Here is a 16,535-nt window from a genome sequence, read left to right as displayed (position 1 = left end):
GAGCGTTTAGTCGATACTATCGAAACGCTAGATCACGTAAGAAAAGTGAAATCGAAGGGAAGAAAATCAGCATCACGGAGACCAAAAGCAAGATGAAGACAAACGGTGGCGTGCCGCGAATCACTTCCACATAAGGGCGTTTAAACACGGCAATCGCGGTAAAGATATCGCAGCCAAACGGTGGTGTTGCAGAACCTATCGCAGCTTGCAAGGTCACGATGGTGCCGACCAGTACAGGGTCAATGCCAGAGGACTTAATCACAGGTGCAAAGATAGGGATCAAAATCAGCATCACTACGATTGGATCAACGAACATACAACCAATAAAGAACGCAATTGAAATAACGACCAGTAACTCGGTCTGCGAAAGATCATTAATCCCGATCATACCCAACAATTCTTGCGGGATCTGGGAAAATGAAATTACCCAAGAAAAAGCAGCCCCTGCTGCGACTAAGATAAATACCACCGCGGTAACCATGCCCGTAGAAAGCGCGATTTCGCCAAGCTCCTTCCATTTCACTTTACGGAAGATAACCATTTCTAATAACACAGCGTACAACACCGAAACCGACGCCGCTTCGGTAGGGCTAAATACTCCAGCATAAATACCGCCAACAGTAATGATCGGAAAACCAAATGGTAAAACCGCTTTACGTATTGTGGTCCAACGTTCTTTCCAGCTGGCTCGCGGGGCATTTTCTACAGAGCTTTTGCCTGCATAAAAATAACAGTAGGCAGAAAACATCAATAAAATCACGATCGCCGGTCCAATACCAGCAATAAACAGCTCAGCAACCGATGTTCCAGACACCACACCATAGATGATCATACCGATACTCGGTGGAATAAGGAGCGCTAAGTCAGAGGCGTTAATAATCAAAGCCAGAGCAAAGCTGTCTTTGTAACCATACTCCAACATTTTCGGTCGCATAATAGAGCCAACAGAAACAACGGTGGCTTGTGTAGACCCAGATACCGCACCAAACATCGCACAGCTAAGCGATGAGGTGATCGCCAGACCGCCACGAACGTGCCCAACAAACGCCATTGCGACATCTAGCAAGCGCGTTGCTGCCACGCCTCGGGTAATAATTTCTGCCGCGAGAATAAACATCGGTACTGCGATCAACGCAGCGGGTTTGATGCCAGCAAGCATTTGCTGGATCATAAAATCTGGCCCCAGACCAAGAAAAACAATAAATCCCAACATGGTCGCCGCTAATAGCGGTACCAACATCGGAAATCCAAAAGCCAACAACGTGATCATCGTTGCTACAAGAGCGGTCGTCATAGCGCTTTCTCCTGCTTAGTGGCAGAGCCGATGCCATCTGGTCGAGATGAGCGTGAACGCTTTGTCAGCATTATGAAACGTTTGATATGGCGACTACCCACACGCGCGAACTGAACCGTGCTAAAGAAAAGGCCAATCGGTGCGATTAAGTACACCCAACTCAAAGGTACTTGCATTGCAGGAGAAAGACGCCCCATTTGGCTCACCTTGCCAATGTATTGCCACGAATACCAAGTTAGCACCGCCACCAATGCGGCGGTGAGTAAATAAATAATGCCGTTGGCTAAAGTTTGTATACGCTTTGGAAGCATATCGGTAAATGCCGTCATACGGATATGGCGAGATTGGCGGGCAGCATAACTGCAACCAATAAACGTGACGGCGATAATGAGGAAATAATTGAGTTCTTCTGAAAAGTAGATGCTTTGGCTAAAGAGGTAGCGCCCTAACACGTTAGCAATTGAGTTCAACGCAATAAGAAGCACCGAGCCAATGAGCAGTGCCGCCTCCGCTTTCTGTATATATTTATCTAGCCACTGAAAAATCCCTTTCATCCGCGCTGCTCCTGATCAACAAAAATGTTAATGAAACGTTATCTTTTTCATGACAATCAAGTCAATCAGGTGAATAAGAAAGATTTTCTGAACTTGGCGCTTTCGCAGAAAAAATTGGTCAGAGCATACTGCTCAGACCAAAAAGTGAGAGGTTGGAGGGTTTGTATCGAGAATTTCTGCAATCACAGACAACCCATGCTTGATGTAGCCTCGATTAGTCTCTGCTCCCAAACTGATTCGCACGTAAGGCATTGGCTGATTAGTATCGAGAACAAAAGGTTTATACCCCGTGATCTGCACCCCAGAACGCTTAGCCGAAGCGACCAGATCATCACTGCTCCACTGCTCGGGTAACCTCAACCAAATGTGCTGACCATTCGGGTGTGAGCTGTAAACATGCCCTTCTAAAGTGGCTTTTGCTATTCGCTGGCGCTTGGCAAATTCATTGACTTGAAATCGAACAAGTCGATTTAATGTACCGTTTTCGATCCACAAATGAGCGACTTCAAACGGTAACGGGGTCGCAGACCAACTCGTCGCAGCTAAACGGCCAATCGCATGCTGCAAAAAATGACGTGGGACCGTTAAATAGCCCGTACGCATACCTGGCGCTACGACTTTGGTTAAACTGGTGACATAAAAAGCCTGCTCGGGTAACAGTGCGGCGAGAGGTGGGACACGATTGGGCTCTAGTGCCCCATACACGTCATCTTCAATCACGTAGATCTCATACTGCTTCGCAATATTTGCTATCGCCTCTCGGCGCGAAATGTCCATATGCGCACTATTCGGATTGGCCATGCTCGGTGTGCAACACAGCGCCTTGATTGGTTTGTGTTTACATGCCCATTCAAATGCATCCGGCGTGATACCAAACTCATCCATCTCAAGCGGCTGCAACTTAAATCCAAGCATTCTTGAGCGAGAGATCAAGCCATGATCGACTAAGTGACCACAAGCGACTAAATCACCGTGTTCAACAACGGTGCTTAAAGCCAAGGTCAAGCCATGGCATGCACCATTTGTGAGTAATATTTGATCGGTACCAACGTCTAACCCTTGGCTACTGAGAAATCGCGCTCCGGACTCAATATGATGAGGCTGACCTGTTACTGGCTTTGCTTTACTGATCAAACTGCGATTGTTTGTTTGCCCAGCAATTTCCATTAACGCCTGATTAAAAAGCGTAATGTGGCGATCAGTTACTACCGGATGAGCGATCGACATATCAATTTCATCCGGTGTTTCTTTCATCTCTTGCGTCAGCATGAACTCCGTGTCCGTGCTTTCATCCACAAAGCCTGACTTTACAAACGTACCGTTTCCCACCCAAGACTCGAGCGCACCTTTTTTCTCCGCATAACCATATGCATGGCTGACGGTTTGTACGCTCACGCCAATTTGCTCCGCAAACTCACGATGTGTGGGTAGTCGAGTACCGGGTTTTAGGTAACCACTGCGGACACATTCGACAAGATAATTGCCAATGGAGATGTACTTAGCGGTGCCTGGGCGAATGATCGGGTTCAAAGAAATTGTCATGACACAATATTTTAATTGATTCATTTTTAATGCTCATTGTAACTTCAATTTAACAAATGGCGAGTTTTTAGCCATCAAATGCGGTGTAATGCACAAAAATGAGCCACAATTGTAATGATTGACATGAGAAATATAGAATCAACAAACATGTTAAATGGCATCGTTTAATCCAAACCCAGCCGCAGTGGTGAGTTGCAATAGTTTTTAAACGCAGGTCTGGCTGACCTGGTGGAAGGTAGAAATACCTCAACGTCTCCGAAGGCCCATAAGGCGTCGGATTTTTAACAAGGAGAAAATATGAGAGGCGTTGCTTTGCATTTTACACTGGATGAATTCCAGGACCGATTAACAAAAGTTCGGCAGTCGATGGAAGAACGAGAGTTGGATGTCCTTATCATTCACGATCCTTCTAACATGGCATGGCTGACTGGTTATGACGGTTGGTCTTTTTATGTCCCACAATGTGTCGTTGTAGGATCATCTGGCGAGCCTGTTTGGTTTGGGCGCTGCCAAGATGCCAATGGGGCATACAGAACTGCGTATATGTCGGCAGAAAATATCACCTACTACCCAGACCATTATGTGATGAACCCACCATTGCACCCAATGGATTTTCTGGTAGAAGCGGTACTCGCCCCACGTCTTTGGGATCGCGGCCGTATCGGTGTGGAAAAAGATAACTATTACTTTAGTGCCACCGCTTACGAGTCACTCACCACGCACTTACCGAATGCTCAACTTCTCGATGCAACCGGGCTAGTCAATTGGTGTCGCGCCGTTAAATCTGATCAAGAACTGGCTTATATGTACCGCGCAGCTCGCATTGTTGAAAACATGCATCGTGTCGCGTTCGATATGATCGAGCCAGGATTGCCGAAACATCACCTTGTCGCCGAGATTAACCGCCAAGCAGTACTTGGGCATGAAGATCACTTTGGCGATTACACCGCGATCGTACCGCTTTTGCCATCTGGTTCTGATGCTTCTGCACCTCACCTAACGTGGGATGATAGGCCTTTCAAAAAAGGCGAAGGTACTTTTTTCGAAATCGCTGGCGCGCATCGCCGTTACCATTGCCCACTCTCTCGCACTATTTTTCTTGGGGAACCAGACGACAAATTCAAACGTGCAGATGAAGCATTAACTTTAGGTCTCGAAGCAGGCTTAGAAGTCGCAAGACCAGGCAATACTTGCGCCGACATCGCCAACGCATTGAACCAAGTCCTCGATAAAGCAGGATTCTCACGTGAAGGCGCCCGATGTGGTTACCCAATTGGTCTGAGCTACCCTCCTGACTGGGGCGAACGAACCATGAGCTTGCGAGACACCGATAAAACCGTATTAAAAGAAGGCATGACATTCCACTTTATGCCGGGGCTATGGTTTGAAGATTGGGGGTTAGAAACCACCGAAAGCATTGTGATCACCCGTGATGGTGCAAAAACACTGTGTGATTTCCCACGCCACTTATTTGTTAAACACTAACTTTTCAAACCGTAAGTTCTGTTGAACTAGGCTTAAGAACAAAAAGGACTCGATATGCAAAAGAGCTCGATCACAGCCACCGTAGACTTTGACCGGGAAGGCGTGCAGCACGGCTTTTTAGCGCTGCCCTATTCCCATGATGACTCCGCTTGGGGAAGCATCATGATACCTATCACCGTGATAAAAAATGGACACGGGCCAACGGCGCTGCTTACTGGCGGTAATCACGGTGATGAATACGAAGGCATCACCAGCCTGCTAAAATTGGCAAACTCGCTGCAAGCAGAGCAAATACAAGGTCGCGTCATTATTGTGCCAATGATGAACTTACCTGCGGTACAAAATGCCTCGCGCACATCGTCTATCGATAAAGGGAATTTAAATCGCAGCTTTCCCGGAAACCCTGTAGGCTCAGTGACCGAAAAAATCGCGGATTACTTTACTCGTTACTTAGTACCCATGTGCGATTTTGCGTTAGACATTCATTCAGGTGGTAAAACGTTAGATATCGTGCCTTTCGCCGCAGCCCATCGTCTCGACAACCTCGATCAAGAAGAAGCATGCATCTTAGGTGCGAAACTGTTTGGCGCACCTTACACCATGATCTTGCTCGAAATGGACGCCACCAGCCTGTACGACACCGCAGTGGAATCTCAAGGCAAAATCTTCGTCACCACAGAGCTCAGAGGTGGCGGAACCAGCACTCCAGAAACCATCGCTTATGCCGACCGAGGTATTCGTAACTTCTTGCGTTTTTCGGGCAACTTATCAGGTGATTACGAAAAACCAACCCTGCCAACTAGGTTGCTTGATATGCCCGATGCAAGTTGCTACGTGCAAAGCCAGCACAACGGTATCACCGAATACTTATTTGAGCTTGGCGATACCATCAAACAAGACGATGTACTGGCAAGAATCTATTCAACCGAGCGTACAGGGAGCGACCCTATCGAATACAAAGCGCAGCGCAGTGGGATTTTTGCTGCACGTCGTTTCCCTGCCATGGTCAACATTGGTGACACGGTCGCCGTAATTGCCGAAGACTGTGGCGAATTAAACTAACTCTTACTAGGGCGTATTGACCTTTCGCGGTTAAATTTTGTTCGAGGTAAAATCGTTTTAGGCGCTGCGAAGACTATGCAGCCTAGTCATTCTAAGCAAATGGTCTTCAACAAAGCATAAAACGATTTTAACCGAACCCTTCGGGCAGCCTTTGTGGTTCATTTCTACTGCGTTATCGGCTTTTTATGTAGGCCACTACACATCAAAGCCTCTGCCTTGTATAAATTTCCCACAAAGCGCTGCAAAAATCAGCTCGAAAGGTCAACACGCCCTAAACACGACACAACATCGGGTCTGGTGTATCACCTGCCGTTGGTGAATTGACTCACAAACTGATTAAGGAAGAAATGGATGAATCCGATGAAACACAGCTACCTAACGAGTGCCGTACTGATCGCAGCCAGCTTTGCCACCAGCAATGTTTATGCAGAAACGTGGAAATTCGCTCTAGAAGAAGTCAAAGGCTCGGTGCAAGATGCTTATGCGCAAGAGTTTAAAAAGCGCATCGAAAATGCAACCGATGGCGACGTCACAGTGGAAGTCTATCCATACGGCACATTAGGTCAGTCAGAAGATCTTACCGAGCTTACTGCGAACGGTATTATCCAATTTACCAACGCATCGCCAGGTATTTTTGGTTCATTCGTGCCCGAAATGCAGGTTTTCTCCATCCCTTACCTTTTGTCGCAAGACAATGATGTGAATAAAAAAGTGCTGAGTTCAAGCCCTACTATCTATGACACACTCGGCAAAAAGCTAGAACAGAAAAACCTCAAACTTCTCACTATGTATCCAGAAGGTGAAATGGTGTGGACGACCAACCGTGAGATTCGTTCTCCAAAAGATTTTGATAACTTCAAAATACGCGTGATGGCATCGCCAATGCTGGTTGAGGCTTATAAATCGTTTGGAGCCGACCCTACGCCTTTACCCTACTCAGAAGTCTATGGTGCTCTGCAACTTAAAATGATCGATGGTCAAGTAAACCCCGTTTTTGCTATCGAAGAAATGAAGTTCTACGAAGTGAACGACTACATGTTCTGGGCAGGACAACAACAATTTACTACTACTGTCATTACCAACAACAGTTGGTTCGAAACCCTCCCACAAGCCCGCCAAGATCAGGTCAATAAAGTCATCGCTGGTATGACTGACTTTATATTTGAAAAACAGGATGAGTTTAACCAAAAACGTCTTGATCAAATTAAGCAAGCCAAACCAGATATGCAGATGATCAAACTCGACAGTGACGAACGTGCAGCATTTAAACAAGCGTCTATGCCAATGCGGGACAAATACATCGAGCTTACAGGCGATAGCGGTAAAGCAGTGCTGAGCTCACTGGAACAAGAGTTCAATCAATAACAGAATCAATAACAGAAAAAGGAGTGGCCTTCGGGCCACCTTATAGCGGTTGACCAGTCATCAACTATTCTGAACTGATTGGTATTTTACAGGGAGACCAATTATGCGCCTCGATCGCTACGACGTAAAAATTCTACAAATACTTCATGACAATGGCCGTATTACCAAATCTCACCTTGCCGAGGCCATTAACCTATCTGTGAGCCCTTGCTGGGAGCGTGTCAAAAAACTGGAAGAAGCAGGCATCATTGAAGGCTACGGGGCAAAAGTAAATACCGATGTTTTGTTCAAACGAACATCGGTCATGGTTGAAGTTACGCTCAAAGAGCACAGCGCCCAAGCGTTCAAACGTTTCGAGCAACTGGTTCAACACTCACCAGAAGTCACTGATTGTTATGCCACAGGCGGCGGTGTCGATTACATCCTCAAAATTCAGTCGGAAGATATTGATCAATATCAGCGGCTTATCGACAACTGGTTAGAGTCAGAAGTGGGCATTGAGCGCTACTTTACTTACATCGTGACGAAAACAATCAAACGTGATGCAGGCACATTAGAAGTGAACCAAAACGCCTTGTTCTAAAAGGGAAAACACGCTTAAAAGACGACCAGAAAAATCACCATATCTAACGGTGTGGAAAAGAAAGTTTTGATGGTTTAAACCTCGGCATCAGAAATTATTTCGGTCACTTCTCCATTATAGTTTAACTATGGACAACGACGCTGGGAGAAGGACTCATGACAGCACTGCACAGCTTACATGCTGAGGAATTAAAAGCCTCGCACGACATGATGGCGATAATGAAAGACGTACGTTTGGTGAGAGGTTTAGCGTACGTAAATGGCAAATGGGTAAGTGGTGACCAATTTCATCCGGTGGATAATCCAGCGGATGGTACGGTCATCGGCTACATTACCAAGCTATCTCAGCAACAACTCTATCAAGCGATTGATGAAGCCGACCAAGCCTTTCGTCAATGGCGAAAAATGCAAGCAGAAGAACGCGCTGAAATTCTCATGTGTTGGCACGATCTGATTTTAGAATCAAAACAAGATCTTGCTCGTTTGATGGTTATGGAGCAAGGCAAAACATTAGGTGATGCTTTGGGTGAAATCGACTACGGCGCATCCTTTGTTCGTTGGTTTGCAGAGGAAGCACGCCGCAGCTATGGCGAAACCATCCCAAGTCATATTCCGAATGCGCAGCTATCGACGGTACGCGAGCCGATTGGTGTCGCAGCTCTGATTACACCATGGAATTTTCCTAATGCAATGGTCACCCGTAAAGCCGCCGCAGCATTAGCGATAGGCTGTTCGGTGCTCATCAAACCTGCCAGCGAAACGCCTTTTTCCGCATTGGCCTTGGCAGAATTAGCAGACCGAGCTGGCTTTCCACCTGGTGTATTTAACGTGCTCACTGGCGATGCGGTGATGGTGTCACAAACCTTGTGTCACTCCGATAAAGTCAAAGCGCTCTCGTTCACAGGTTCAACTCGAGTGGGTAAGTTGCTGCTGCGCGACGCGGCACAAACCGTGAAGAAGTGCAGTATGGAGCTCGGCGGTAATGCCCCTTTCATCGTGCTGCCAGATATGGATGTCGAGCAAGCAGCCAAAGCCGCCGTCGATACCAAGTTTCAAACTGCAGGACAAGACTGCTTGGCTGCAAACCGTATTTTCGTCCCTGACGATAAGTACGAAGCGTTTTTGGAAGCGTTTGCCAAAGAAATGAACCACATTGTTTTGGGCAATGGTTTAGATGAAAAAACCACCATGGGGCCGCTGATCAATCGCGCTGCGGTGGATAAAGCGCATGATTTGGTGCGTGACGCACTCGACAAAGGCGCGCGATTGGTAGCGGGATACCACCAGCCCGTACCAGGCGAAAACTTCTTCGCGCCGACATTGCTAGCCGATGTCACCCCTGATATGGCGGTGTATCGCGAAGAGAATTTTTGTCCTGTGGCAGGCGTATTGCCTTACCAAGACTTAGATACCGTGATTGAAATGAGCAACGACACTGAGTACGGCTTAGCTGCCTATGTTTATGGTCACGATATTCACCAAATTTGGCGCTGCATGCGTGGTTTGGAGTTTGGCATGGTGAGCGTGAACTCCGTCAAGATGACTGGCCACCCTATCCCATTCGGCGGCGTGAAGCAGTCTGGACTTGGACGAGAAGGCAGTCGCCACGGCTTTGAAGAATACAGTGAAATCAAATACTGCTGCTTAGGCGCTTTACCAACCGTCAGTGGCAGTTAAGGCACGAAATATGGATATCCAATTATTCGAGGAGAAGGATCATGAGCAACAAAACGCAACAACTTTTAGAGATCGACCGTCAGAGAGTATTTCATGCCTCAACCCACCTGAAGCAGTATGCGGCTGGGGAGCTTTCGGGAAGAATTATCTCGAGCGGAAGCGGAATACGCATCACCGATTCAGAAGGCATCGAGCTGATAGACGGCTTTGCCGGGTTGTATTGTGTGAACATTGGCTATGGCAGGACTGAAATGGCCGATGCTATTTATGAACAAGCCAAAGAGCTGGCGTACTACCATACTTACGTCGGTCATACCAACGAAGCACTAGTGACACTGTCAGATCGCATCATCAAAATAGCGCCTGAAGGCATGAGTAAAGTCTACTACGGCATGTCAGGCAGTGATGCGAACGAAACTCAACTTAAGTTGGTGTGGTATTACAACAATGCTCGTGGTCTACCAGAGAAGAAAAAAATTATCTCCCGTGATCGCGGCTACCATGGCTCAAGTATCGCTTCGGGTTCAATGACAGGGCTACCTCTTTTCCACGCACATTTTGATTTACCGCTTGAGCGCATCAAGCACACCATGGCGCCGTATTACTATCGCCGTGAAGACGAGAGTATGTCTGAGCTTGAATTCTCTCAATATTGTGCGGATCAACTCGAAGCGATGATCTTGGAAGAAGGCCCTGAAACGGTGGCAGCGATGATTGCGGAGCCAGTGCTCGGTACTGGCGGTATTGTGCCACCACCAGAAGGGTACTGGCAGGCGATTCGTAAAGTACTCGACAAATACGATGTACTCTTGATTGCGGATGAAGTGGTCTGTGGCTTTGGCCGCCTCGGCTCCGATTTTGGCTCACTGCACTACGACATGAAACCGGATCTCATCACGGTAGCGAAAGGGTTAACCTCTGCGTATCAACCGCTGTCTGGCGTGATCGTCGGTGAACGAGTTTGGAGTGTGCTAGAAAACGGCACCGACCAATGGGGCGCTATCGGACACGGTTATACCTACTCCGGTCACCCAATGGGAGCGGCAGCAGCGAACTGCAACCTCGATATAATTGAACGTGAAGGCTTGGTGCAAAACGCAGCCGAGGTCGGCGCTTACCTGCAGCAACGTATGGCGGAGACGTTTAACGATCATCCATTGGTCGGTGATACTCGTGGCGTTGGCTTGTTGCATGCGTTGGAGTTTTCTTCAGACAAACTCCGCCGAGCACACTTTGATCCAAACTTGAAAGTGGGTCCGCAAATCGCGGCGGCCTGTTTAGAGCAAGGCTTAATCGCTCGCGCCATGCCACATGGTGACATCCTCGGCTTTGCTCCACCGCTTATCGCGAACCGTAATGACATCGACACTATTGTCGACAAAGCGCACCAAGCGGTCAATAAAGTGATGGATAACCTCGTCACGTCTAAACAGTGGCAGCCAAAATAGCCGCGAATTAACCAACTCACAAACCTACCAATGATTACCGCCCCCTCTGACCAAATTAGAGGGGGCGGTCCTAAGAGACGTACTAGATGGAAACACAAGCAATCTTTGCCGCAAAGAAAGCGATTAACGGATTAGTCAGTCGCACACCATTACTTCACTCACCACTGTTATCGCAACAATATCAATGTGAAATTTGGTTAAAACTGGAAACACTACAACCTATTGGTGCTTTTAAATTGCGTGGAGCGACTCATGCCATGAACAAACTGAGTGAGGAACAAAAACAACATGGCGTCGTCACTTGCTCTACTGGTAATCACGGCCGTGCCGTGGCTTATGCTGGGCAACGACTAGGAGTCCGCACCGTGATTTGTATGTCCAATTTAGTGCCACAAAACAAAGTCGACGCAATTAAAGCATTAGGCGCAGAAGTTCGAATAGTTGGTCAAGCACAAGACGACGCGGAGCGAGAAGCATTGAGGCTAACAGAAGAAGAGTCGATGACCTATCTCTCACCATTCGAACACCCAGACATCATCGCCGGACAAGGGACCATTGGGCTAGAAATCATTGAAGATCTTCCTGATGTCGACGTCATTTTCGCCGGGTTATCTGGCGGCGGATTGATTGGTGGTATTGGCTTAGCCGCAAAATCAAACAGCAGCAAAGTGAACGTGTATGGCGTTTCCATGGACAAAGGCGCTGCGATGGTAGAAAGCATTAAAGCAGGAAAACCAGTACAAGTGGAAGAGCACGAATCGTTTGCTGACAGCTTAGGTGGCGGCATAGGTTTAGACAATCGCTATACCTTCAAACTCGTGCAAGAAGTCATGGATAAAGCGTTTTTAGTCAGTGAACACAGCATCGCCAAAGGCATGGCAGATATTTTCGATGCAGAAAAATTTGCCGTAGAAGGCGCAGCCGCAGTGGGACTTGCCGCCATTCATCAGCATCAACTGGACTTACGCGGTAAGAAAGTCGTTTTGGTGCTCAGTGGAAAAAACGTCTCTTCAGACACTTTTGAGACGGCATTAAAAATTGGCCGCCAAGTCAAAGAATAACCGAGGTCGTGCGAATGAAAATCTATAATAAATCTCAGATAGAGCAAGTGACTCAGTTAGATCTTAATGCGTTAGCGGCCGTGGAAAATGGCTTCAAAGCGCTTGGGCAAGGCAACGTCACCATGCCTCCGATTCTTAGCATGGCAATTGAAGAGCATAACGGCGAAGTGGATGTAAAAACGGCGCATATCAAAGGTAATGAGCGCTTCGCGATAAAAATCAGCCCAGGATTTTTTGATAACCCAAAACTAGGACTACCCAGCCTAAATGGTTTGATGGTGCTCTTTAGCGCGAAAACAGGGCTGGTTGATAGCGTATTGTTTGACGAAGGGTATCTAACCGACATTCGTACTGCTCTCGCTGGCGCTATCTCCGCGAAATACCTGTCGAACTCAGAAGCATCCAAAATTACGGTTATTGGCAGTGGGCTTCAAGCAGAACTCCAAGTCGCTGCGATAAAATTAGTTAGGCCAATCTCCCAAGTGAACATCTGGGCAAGAGACAACACAAAATCGCAGGCTTACAAACAACGCATGGAGCAACGATACGATCTATCCGTATCCGTACACTCCTCTATCCAGCAAGCATGCCAAGAAGCCGACATTATTGTCACGACAACACCATCAAAAGAACCTTTGCTTAATTGGGAAGATATCCCATCAGGAGCACACGTGATCGCTATGGGTTCAGACAGCCCTCATAAACGTGAGCTTGCCACCTCAGTGATCCTAAACGCTGAGCATCTGGTGGTCGATCGAATCAGTCAGTCAGAATCACTTGGCGAATTACGTGGTGTAGACAAACCGCTCACCCGTAGCCTAGTCGAACTTGGCGACATCATTTGCGGCAAGCACCCCTACTCAAGGCGTGTTGACGATGTTTCGGTATGTGATTTAACAGGGACTGGCGTTCAAGACACCGCAATCGCTGACTATACCGCTCAACAACTCACCAGCATTCAATCCACGATGTAACTTATTCCCTGTGACTTTGGCGGTGGGCAACCACCGCACTTTTTGAGGGCCGTAACATGCCAGAGCTCTGTACGTTTCAATCTTTAACCACTCAGTTTGATTTTTCGGCGGATGTATCCACTTATCAACGTTCAATCGGACTCATTCAACTCGCGACCGACTATGTGCTAGAAAACGAATGGCGCGAGCATTTACCCGCAGATGTTCGCTTATACACTTCACGCTTTCTCACCACAGGTACTGTCGATCCTCTGCACTTAACAGACATGCAAAACAGTATCCGCGAGTGTGTACGCACCATCGTGCCAATGTGGCCAATCAACGTCATGGCGTTTGGCTGTACGTCAGCTAGTGTGCTCATTGGCTCCGATCAAATCACTGATTTAATTCGTCAAGAGAGACCCGAAGTCATAACAACTAACCCTTGGCAAGCCGCACTGAGAGCGCTTGAACACCATCAAGCTCAAAGAATCGTTATGCTGACGCCGTATACCAATGACGTCAATCACCCACTTTATGAGTCCATGACCGAACATGGCATTGACGTTCTGGCCTTTGGGTATTTCAATCTCGACTACGATCCCCATATCCCAACCATTGGAGGGCAAGACGTAGAAAATGCCTTAGCGCAGCTGCTTGAGTCGATTGATTGCACTGTGGACGCGGTATTTATTTCATGCACGAACATGCGAGTCATGCATCTACTACCTTATTTCTCAAGCCGCTTTGGTATTCCTGTACTAAGCTCCAACCAAGTGATGCTTTGGGACGCATTGCGTTTGCTTGAGTCCGATAATTTCTCCGACGTGTCATCATCGCCCTTTCCTTGCTGATAAGGACTCGCTAAAATGCACAAAATTGCGCACTAACTGGATGAAACATGGCAAAACTTACCCTTCAAGAACAAATGCTGAAAGCTGGCTTAGTTAATGAAAAGAAACTAAAGAAAGCGAAGAAAGGCTCTAAAAAATCACGCGTTCAAGCACGCGAAGTAAAAGCGGCGGTTGAAGAGAATAAACGCCAACAGTTAGAGCGTGATAAACAATTGAGCGAACAGCAAAATGCCGAGCGTTTGAATAAAGAGATCAAAGCGCAAATCAATCAATTGATTGAGATGAACAAGATCGACTTAAAAGATGGCGATATTAAGTACAACTTCACCCATGGCACCTTGGTTAAGTCACTGTATGTTGATGCTCTCATCCGTGAACAGTTGATTAAAGGCATTCTAGCCATTGCTATTGTCGGTGAAAGCTACGTTGTCATTCCACGCGGAGTAGCAAATAAAATTGCTCAACGTGATGAATCCGTCATCATCGAACAGAAAGAACCAGAATCGGACATTCCAGCAGAAGACGACCCATACGCAGATTTCGTCGTGCCAGATGACTTGATGTGGTAACAACAAACAATAGATGCATCAACGAAAAGAGCCGCTGATATAACATCAGCGGCTCTTTTTTAATAGAAAAATACGCTACAGAAATGATATGCGTTATTGCTTACTTAGTAGCAAATTCACACCAGATGCGGCTAAAAACAGCGAACATCCGCGATTAAAACGTTTCGCCATTTTTGGATTTGAAAACCAGTGTCTCAAGTACAAACCAAAAATCGCGTAAATTGAAATGGCGACCATTTCTAATATCAAAAACGTGGAGCCAAGGGCAAAAAACTGCTCTTGAACGTTGGCGTTCACGTCTACAAACTGCGGCAAAAACGCAGTAAAAATAAGAATCGCCTTCGGGTTACCGGCGGCAAGCGTAAACTCTTGTTTCGCAAGCCCTGCATAGTTGCGTGAGTTAGTTAACTCAGAGATCGGGCTCGATTCCGAACGCCAAAGGTTGAATGCAATCCACAATAGATACAACGCACCCACCAGCTTTAACGCTAAAAACAGCATTTCTGATGTGTACAAAATCACGGCGAGCCCAGAGGCAGACAACGCGATCATGCCAGAAAATGCCGTAATACGCCCTAAACTAGCGACAAACGCGGCACGAAAACCGTAACAACGCGCATTATTCATTGCCAATAAGTTGTTTGGGCCTGGAGTCATATTCAGAGCAAAGCAAGCGGGAATAAAAAGGAGGAGCTTCCAAATATCCATGATAAAAAATGGCCTTAATTTTTAGTAATAGCCCGCACCGTAACATTGGCTGCTAGAATGAGTAAATAAAAATTCTACGCTAGAGCATTTCCGCTTCAAACCGAGCTGCTCTGGCTTGCGCAATCGTACAGTGCGTTTCTGTCATCAACTCCGCCAAGGTGATATTTGGGTTTTGCACCACCAACCGAATCAGTTTTTCTTCCAACGGTTCCAGTTTGTCCTGATGAACGGATAACCCTTTCTCCAACTTATTCATCACAAACCTTAGCTCTTCACACTGTCCTGCTTTTAGCTGATCAAGTAACGCTTTTAAGTTCAAAGCTTCTCCAGAAACTTGCCAATGACGAGAGCGCCTAACTCGCTTAACGTCACACCCGCAATCCGCCGCAATGACTTTAATGCGTTTAGCATTCTCACCGCCAATGCGATGAATCAGAGAGGGAAGCGAAACAATAATGTCGTCATCTTTCATCCGTTACTCTCCCACCACTGACACATTCTCTCCAACCCAAGTGAGTAGCTGTTTGGCGGCTTTGGAGAGTACCTGATTTTGGCGCACAATGTAGCCGAAATCGGTGTTTGGAAAACTAGGCAAAGGCGTGACTTCTCGGGAAAGCATTAACCTCGGATCAAGAGAGAAATCCGGCACAATGGCGGTCCCAAACCCCGCTTCAGCCCAGTCAATTTGAGCTTCCACACTGCCCACTTCCATCACGCGATGCTTAGGCAGATTTAACTCAGGTAAAGACGCATCAATCAGCTCTCGGGTTCGAGTATCGTGCCCTAGCAGAATCAGCGTCTGGCTCTCTTTTCGATTGTCCTGCCACTCAAAAATGTTATCGCCAAACGCACACCAGTGAATCTGCGTGAGAGGCGTAAAATGCAGCGGTTGACTCTCTTTTTGTGCGATAACAAAGCCGATATCGGCACGCGCACTTTTCACCAAATCCACCGCTTGAGAAGACGTGGTATTGAACAACGCCAAGTCGATACCCGGGTATTCACTTTTGAATTGCTGAAATGGTTTGATAAGCAGTAAACGTGAAACGATATCGCTCGCCGCAATAGAAAGCGTCCCCTGCGTAAGATCGTTGATGGCATTGAGATCCGACTGACAAATTTGCAGCTCATTAAGCATCCGCTGCGCCGTAGCTAACAAACGCTTCCCCGCTTGCGTCAACTGCACAGGATTTCGCTCAATCAGTTTAGTGCGCGTGGCCTGCTCCAACTGCTTGATATGCAAACTTACGTTCGGCTGTGTCATGTGAAGTTCCGTCGCTGTTTTACCAAAGTGTTTTACCTCTGCAAGAGTTACGAAGGTTCGCAGCCAGTTCAAATCTAACATTGCCAATTCCGATATGAGATTCTTATCAAGTTAATG

Annotated in this window: 16 protein-coding genes; 10 read left to right on the top strand and 6 right to left on the bottom strand. The window is 47.1% G+C overall.

All coding sequences use genetic code 11. From position 1 onward, the window contains the following. Positions 1 to 16: 16 nt before the first annotated feature. From NDJ01_RS20530 to NDJ01_RS20520, 3 genes are all read right to left on the bottom strand, one after another. Positions 17 to 1,294, bottom strand: coding sequence for a TRAP transporter large permease (locus tag NDJ01_RS20530; protein WP_258587246.1), 1,278 nt, complete (start codon positions 1,292 to 1,294; stop codon positions 17 to 19). Further along, positions 1,291 to 1,848 carry a TRAP transporter small permease gene (locus NDJ01_RS20525; protein ID WP_258587245.1) on the bottom strand — a complete coding sequence of 186 codons (558 nt, stop codon included), beginning with the start codon at positions 1,846 to 1,848 and terminating at the stop codon, positions 1,291 to 1,293. The genes NDJ01_RS20530 and NDJ01_RS20525 overlap by 4 nt, the downstream gene beginning before the upstream one ends. 132 nt (positions 1,849 to 1,980) lie before the next feature. Beyond that, a complete protein-coding gene (locus NDJ01_RS20520) occupies positions 1,981 to 3,414 on the bottom strand; it encodes a PLP-dependent aminotransferase family protein (RefSeq protein WP_080936811.1) in 1,434 nt (477 codons plus the stop codon). Positions 3,415 to 3,687: 273 nt separating this feature from the next. Here NDJ01_RS20520 and doeA point away from each other — a divergent pair, with 273 nt between their 5' ends. The 10 genes from doeA to NDJ01_RS20470 all read left to right on the top strand — a co-directional run bounded on the left by doeA (position 3,688) and on the right by NDJ01_RS20470 (position 14,446). Further along, the gene (gene doeA, locus NDJ01_RS20515; RefSeq protein WP_005392731.1) at positions 3,688 to 4,875 is read left to right on the top strand and encodes an ectoine hydrolase DoeA; all 1,188 of its coding nucleotides are present in this window, start codon (positions 3,688 to 3,690) and stop codon (positions 4,873 to 4,875) included. A gap of 54 nt (positions 4,876 to 4,929) precedes the next feature. Continuing rightward, positions 4,930 to 5,937 carry a N(2)-acetyl-L-2,4-diaminobutanoate deacetylase DoeB gene (doeB, locus tag NDJ01_RS20510; RefSeq protein WP_006741395.1) on the top strand — a complete coding sequence of 336 codons (1,008 nt, stop codon included), beginning with the start codon at positions 4,930 to 4,932 and terminating at the stop codon, positions 5,935 to 5,937. A 351-nt stretch (positions 5,938 to 6,288) separates the two neighbouring features. Beyond that, positions 6,289 to 7,302: a TRAP transporter substrate-binding protein DctP gene (gene dctP, locus NDJ01_RS20505; protein ID WP_258587244.1), complete on the top strand. Its 1,014-nt coding sequence runs from the start codon at positions 6,289 to 6,291 to the stop codon at positions 7,300 to 7,302. A gap of 103 nt (positions 7,303 to 7,405) precedes the next feature. Continuing rightward, positions 7,406 to 7,885, top strand: a complete 480-nt coding sequence (locus tag NDJ01_RS20500; protein WP_006741393.1) for an Lrp/AsnC family transcriptional regulator — start codon at positions 7,406 to 7,408, stop codon at positions 7,883 to 7,885. Between the two features lie 155 nt (positions 7,886 to 8,040). Next, a complete protein-coding gene (locus tag NDJ01_RS20495) occupies positions 8,041 to 9,561 on the top strand; it encodes an NAD-dependent succinate-semialdehyde dehydrogenase (RefSeq protein ID WP_258587243.1) in 1,521 nt (506 codons plus the stop codon). Between the two features lie 41 nt (positions 9,562 to 9,602). After that, complete coding sequence (locus tag NDJ01_RS20490) at positions 9,603 to 11,009, top strand: aspartate aminotransferase family protein (protein ID WP_258587242.1); 1,407 nt, start codon at positions 9,603 to 9,605, stop codon at positions 11,007 to 11,009. Between the two features lie 86 nt (positions 11,010 to 11,095). After that, a complete protein-coding gene (eutB, locus tag NDJ01_RS20485) occupies positions 11,096 to 12,070 on the top strand; it encodes a hydroxyectoine utilization dehydratase EutB (RefSeq protein WP_258587241.1) in 975 nt (324 codons plus the stop codon). Positions 12,071 to 12,084: 14 nt separating this feature from the next. Continuing rightward, a complete protein-coding gene (locus tag NDJ01_RS20480; RefSeq protein WP_006741389.1) occupies positions 12,085 to 13,044 on the top strand; it encodes a cyclodeaminase in 960 nt (319 codons plus the stop codon). A 56-nt stretch (positions 13,045 to 13,100) separates the two neighbouring features. After that, positions 13,101 to 13,877, top strand: coding sequence for an Asp/Glu racemase (locus NDJ01_RS20475; protein ID WP_258587240.1), 777 nt, complete (start codon positions 13,101 to 13,103; stop codon positions 13,875 to 13,877). A gap of 47 nt (positions 13,878 to 13,924) precedes the next feature. Beyond that, the gene (locus NDJ01_RS20470) at positions 13,925 to 14,446 is read left to right on the top strand and encodes a DUF2058 domain-containing protein (RefSeq protein ID WP_006741387.1); all 522 of its coding nucleotides are present in this window, start codon (positions 13,925 to 13,927) and stop codon (positions 14,444 to 14,446) included. A gap of 93 nt (positions 14,447 to 14,539) precedes the next feature. Here the strand turns inward: NDJ01_RS20470 and NDJ01_RS20465 are convergent, their stop codons facing one another. The 3 genes from NDJ01_RS20465 to NDJ01_RS20455 all read right to left on the bottom strand — a co-directional run bounded on the left by NDJ01_RS20465 (position 14,540) and on the right by NDJ01_RS20455 (position 16,499). Continuing rightward, positions 14,540 to 15,154, bottom strand: coding sequence for a LysE family translocator (locus tag NDJ01_RS20465; protein ID WP_006741386.1), 615 nt, complete (start codon positions 15,152 to 15,154; stop codon positions 14,540 to 14,542). 79 nt (positions 15,155 to 15,233) lie between these two features. Then, positions 15,234 to 15,626, bottom strand: coding sequence for a ribosome recycling factor family protein (locus tag NDJ01_RS20460; protein ID WP_048624767.1), 393 nt, complete (start codon positions 15,624 to 15,626; stop codon positions 15,234 to 15,236). Between the two features lie 3 nt (positions 15,627 to 15,629). Next, a complete protein-coding gene (locus tag NDJ01_RS20455) occupies positions 15,630 to 16,499 on the bottom strand; it encodes a LysR family transcriptional regulator (protein ID WP_258587239.1) in 870 nt (289 codons plus the stop codon). Positions 16,500 to 16,535 lie beyond the last annotated feature (36 nt).

Source organism: Vibrio sp. HS-50-1, from assembly GCF_024747315.1.
GTDB lineage: Bacteria > Pseudomonadota > Gammaproteobacteria > Enterobacterales > Vibrionaceae > Vibrio > Vibrio diabolicus.
Note: the sequence above shows the minus strand (reverse complement) of the source record. Positions and strands in the feature narration are given on the sequence as shown.

What these genes read in the sequence shown, in the direction of transcription:
- NDJ01_RS20460 (WP_048624767.1), bottom strand. Translation starts at nt 15,626, where the DNA reads ATGAAAGATGACGACATTATTGTTTCGCTTCCCTCTCTGATTCATCGC.
- NDJ01_RS20480 (WP_006741389.1), top strand. Translation starts at nt 12,085, where the DNA reads ATGAAAATCTATAATAAATCTCAGATAGAGCAAGTGACTCAGTTAGAT.
- doeB (WP_006741395.1), top strand. Translation starts at nt 4,930, where the DNA reads ATGCAAAAGAGCTCGATCACAGCCACCGTAGACTTTGACCGGGAAGGC.
- NDJ01_RS20490 (WP_258587242.1), top strand. Translation starts at nt 9,603, where the DNA reads ATGAGCAACAAAACGCAACAACTTTTAGAGATCGACCGTCAGAGAGTA.
- eutB (WP_258587241.1), top strand. Translation starts at nt 11,096, where the DNA reads ATGGAAACACAAGCAATCTTTGCCGCAAAGAAAGCGATTAACGGATTA.
- NDJ01_RS20500 (WP_006741393.1), top strand. Translation starts at nt 7,406, where the DNA reads ATGCGCCTCGATCGCTACGACGTAAAAATTCTACAAATACTTCATGAC.
- NDJ01_RS20455 (WP_258587239.1), bottom strand. Translation starts at nt 16,499, where the DNA reads ATGTTAGATTTGAACTGGCTGCGAACCTTCGTAACTCTTGCAGAGGTA.
- NDJ01_RS20465 (WP_006741386.1), bottom strand. Translation starts at nt 15,154, where the DNA reads ATGGATATTTGGAAGCTCCTCCTTTTTATTCCCGCTTGCTTTGCTCTG.
- NDJ01_RS20520 (WP_080936811.1), bottom strand. Translation starts at nt 3,414, where the DNA reads ATGAATCAATTAAAATATTGTGTCATGACAATTTCTTTGAACCCGATC.
- NDJ01_RS20525 (WP_258587245.1), bottom strand. Translation starts at nt 1,848, where the DNA reads ATGAAAGGGATTTTTCAGTGGCTAGATAAATATATACAGAAAGCGGAG.
- dctP (WP_258587244.1), top strand. Translation starts at nt 6,289, where the DNA reads ATGAATCCGATGAAACACAGCTACCTAACGAGTGCCGTACTGATCGCA.
- NDJ01_RS20475 (WP_258587240.1), top strand. Translation starts at nt 13,101, where the DNA reads ATGCCAGAGCTCTGTACGTTTCAATCTTTAACCACTCAGTTTGATTTT.
- NDJ01_RS20470 (WP_006741387.1), top strand. Translation starts at nt 13,925, where the DNA reads ATGGCAAAACTTACCCTTCAAGAACAAATGCTGAAAGCTGGCTTAGTT.
- doeA (WP_005392731.1), top strand. Translation starts at nt 3,688, where the DNA reads ATGAGAGGCGTTGCTTTGCATTTTACACTGGATGAATTCCAGGACCGA.
- NDJ01_RS20530 (WP_258587246.1), bottom strand. Translation starts at nt 1,294, where the DNA reads ATGACGACCGCTCTTGTAGCAACGATGATCACGTTGTTGGCTTTTGGA.
- NDJ01_RS20495 (WP_258587243.1), top strand. Translation starts at nt 8,041, where the DNA reads ATGACAGCACTGCACAGCTTACATGCTGAGGAATTAAAAGCCTCGCAC.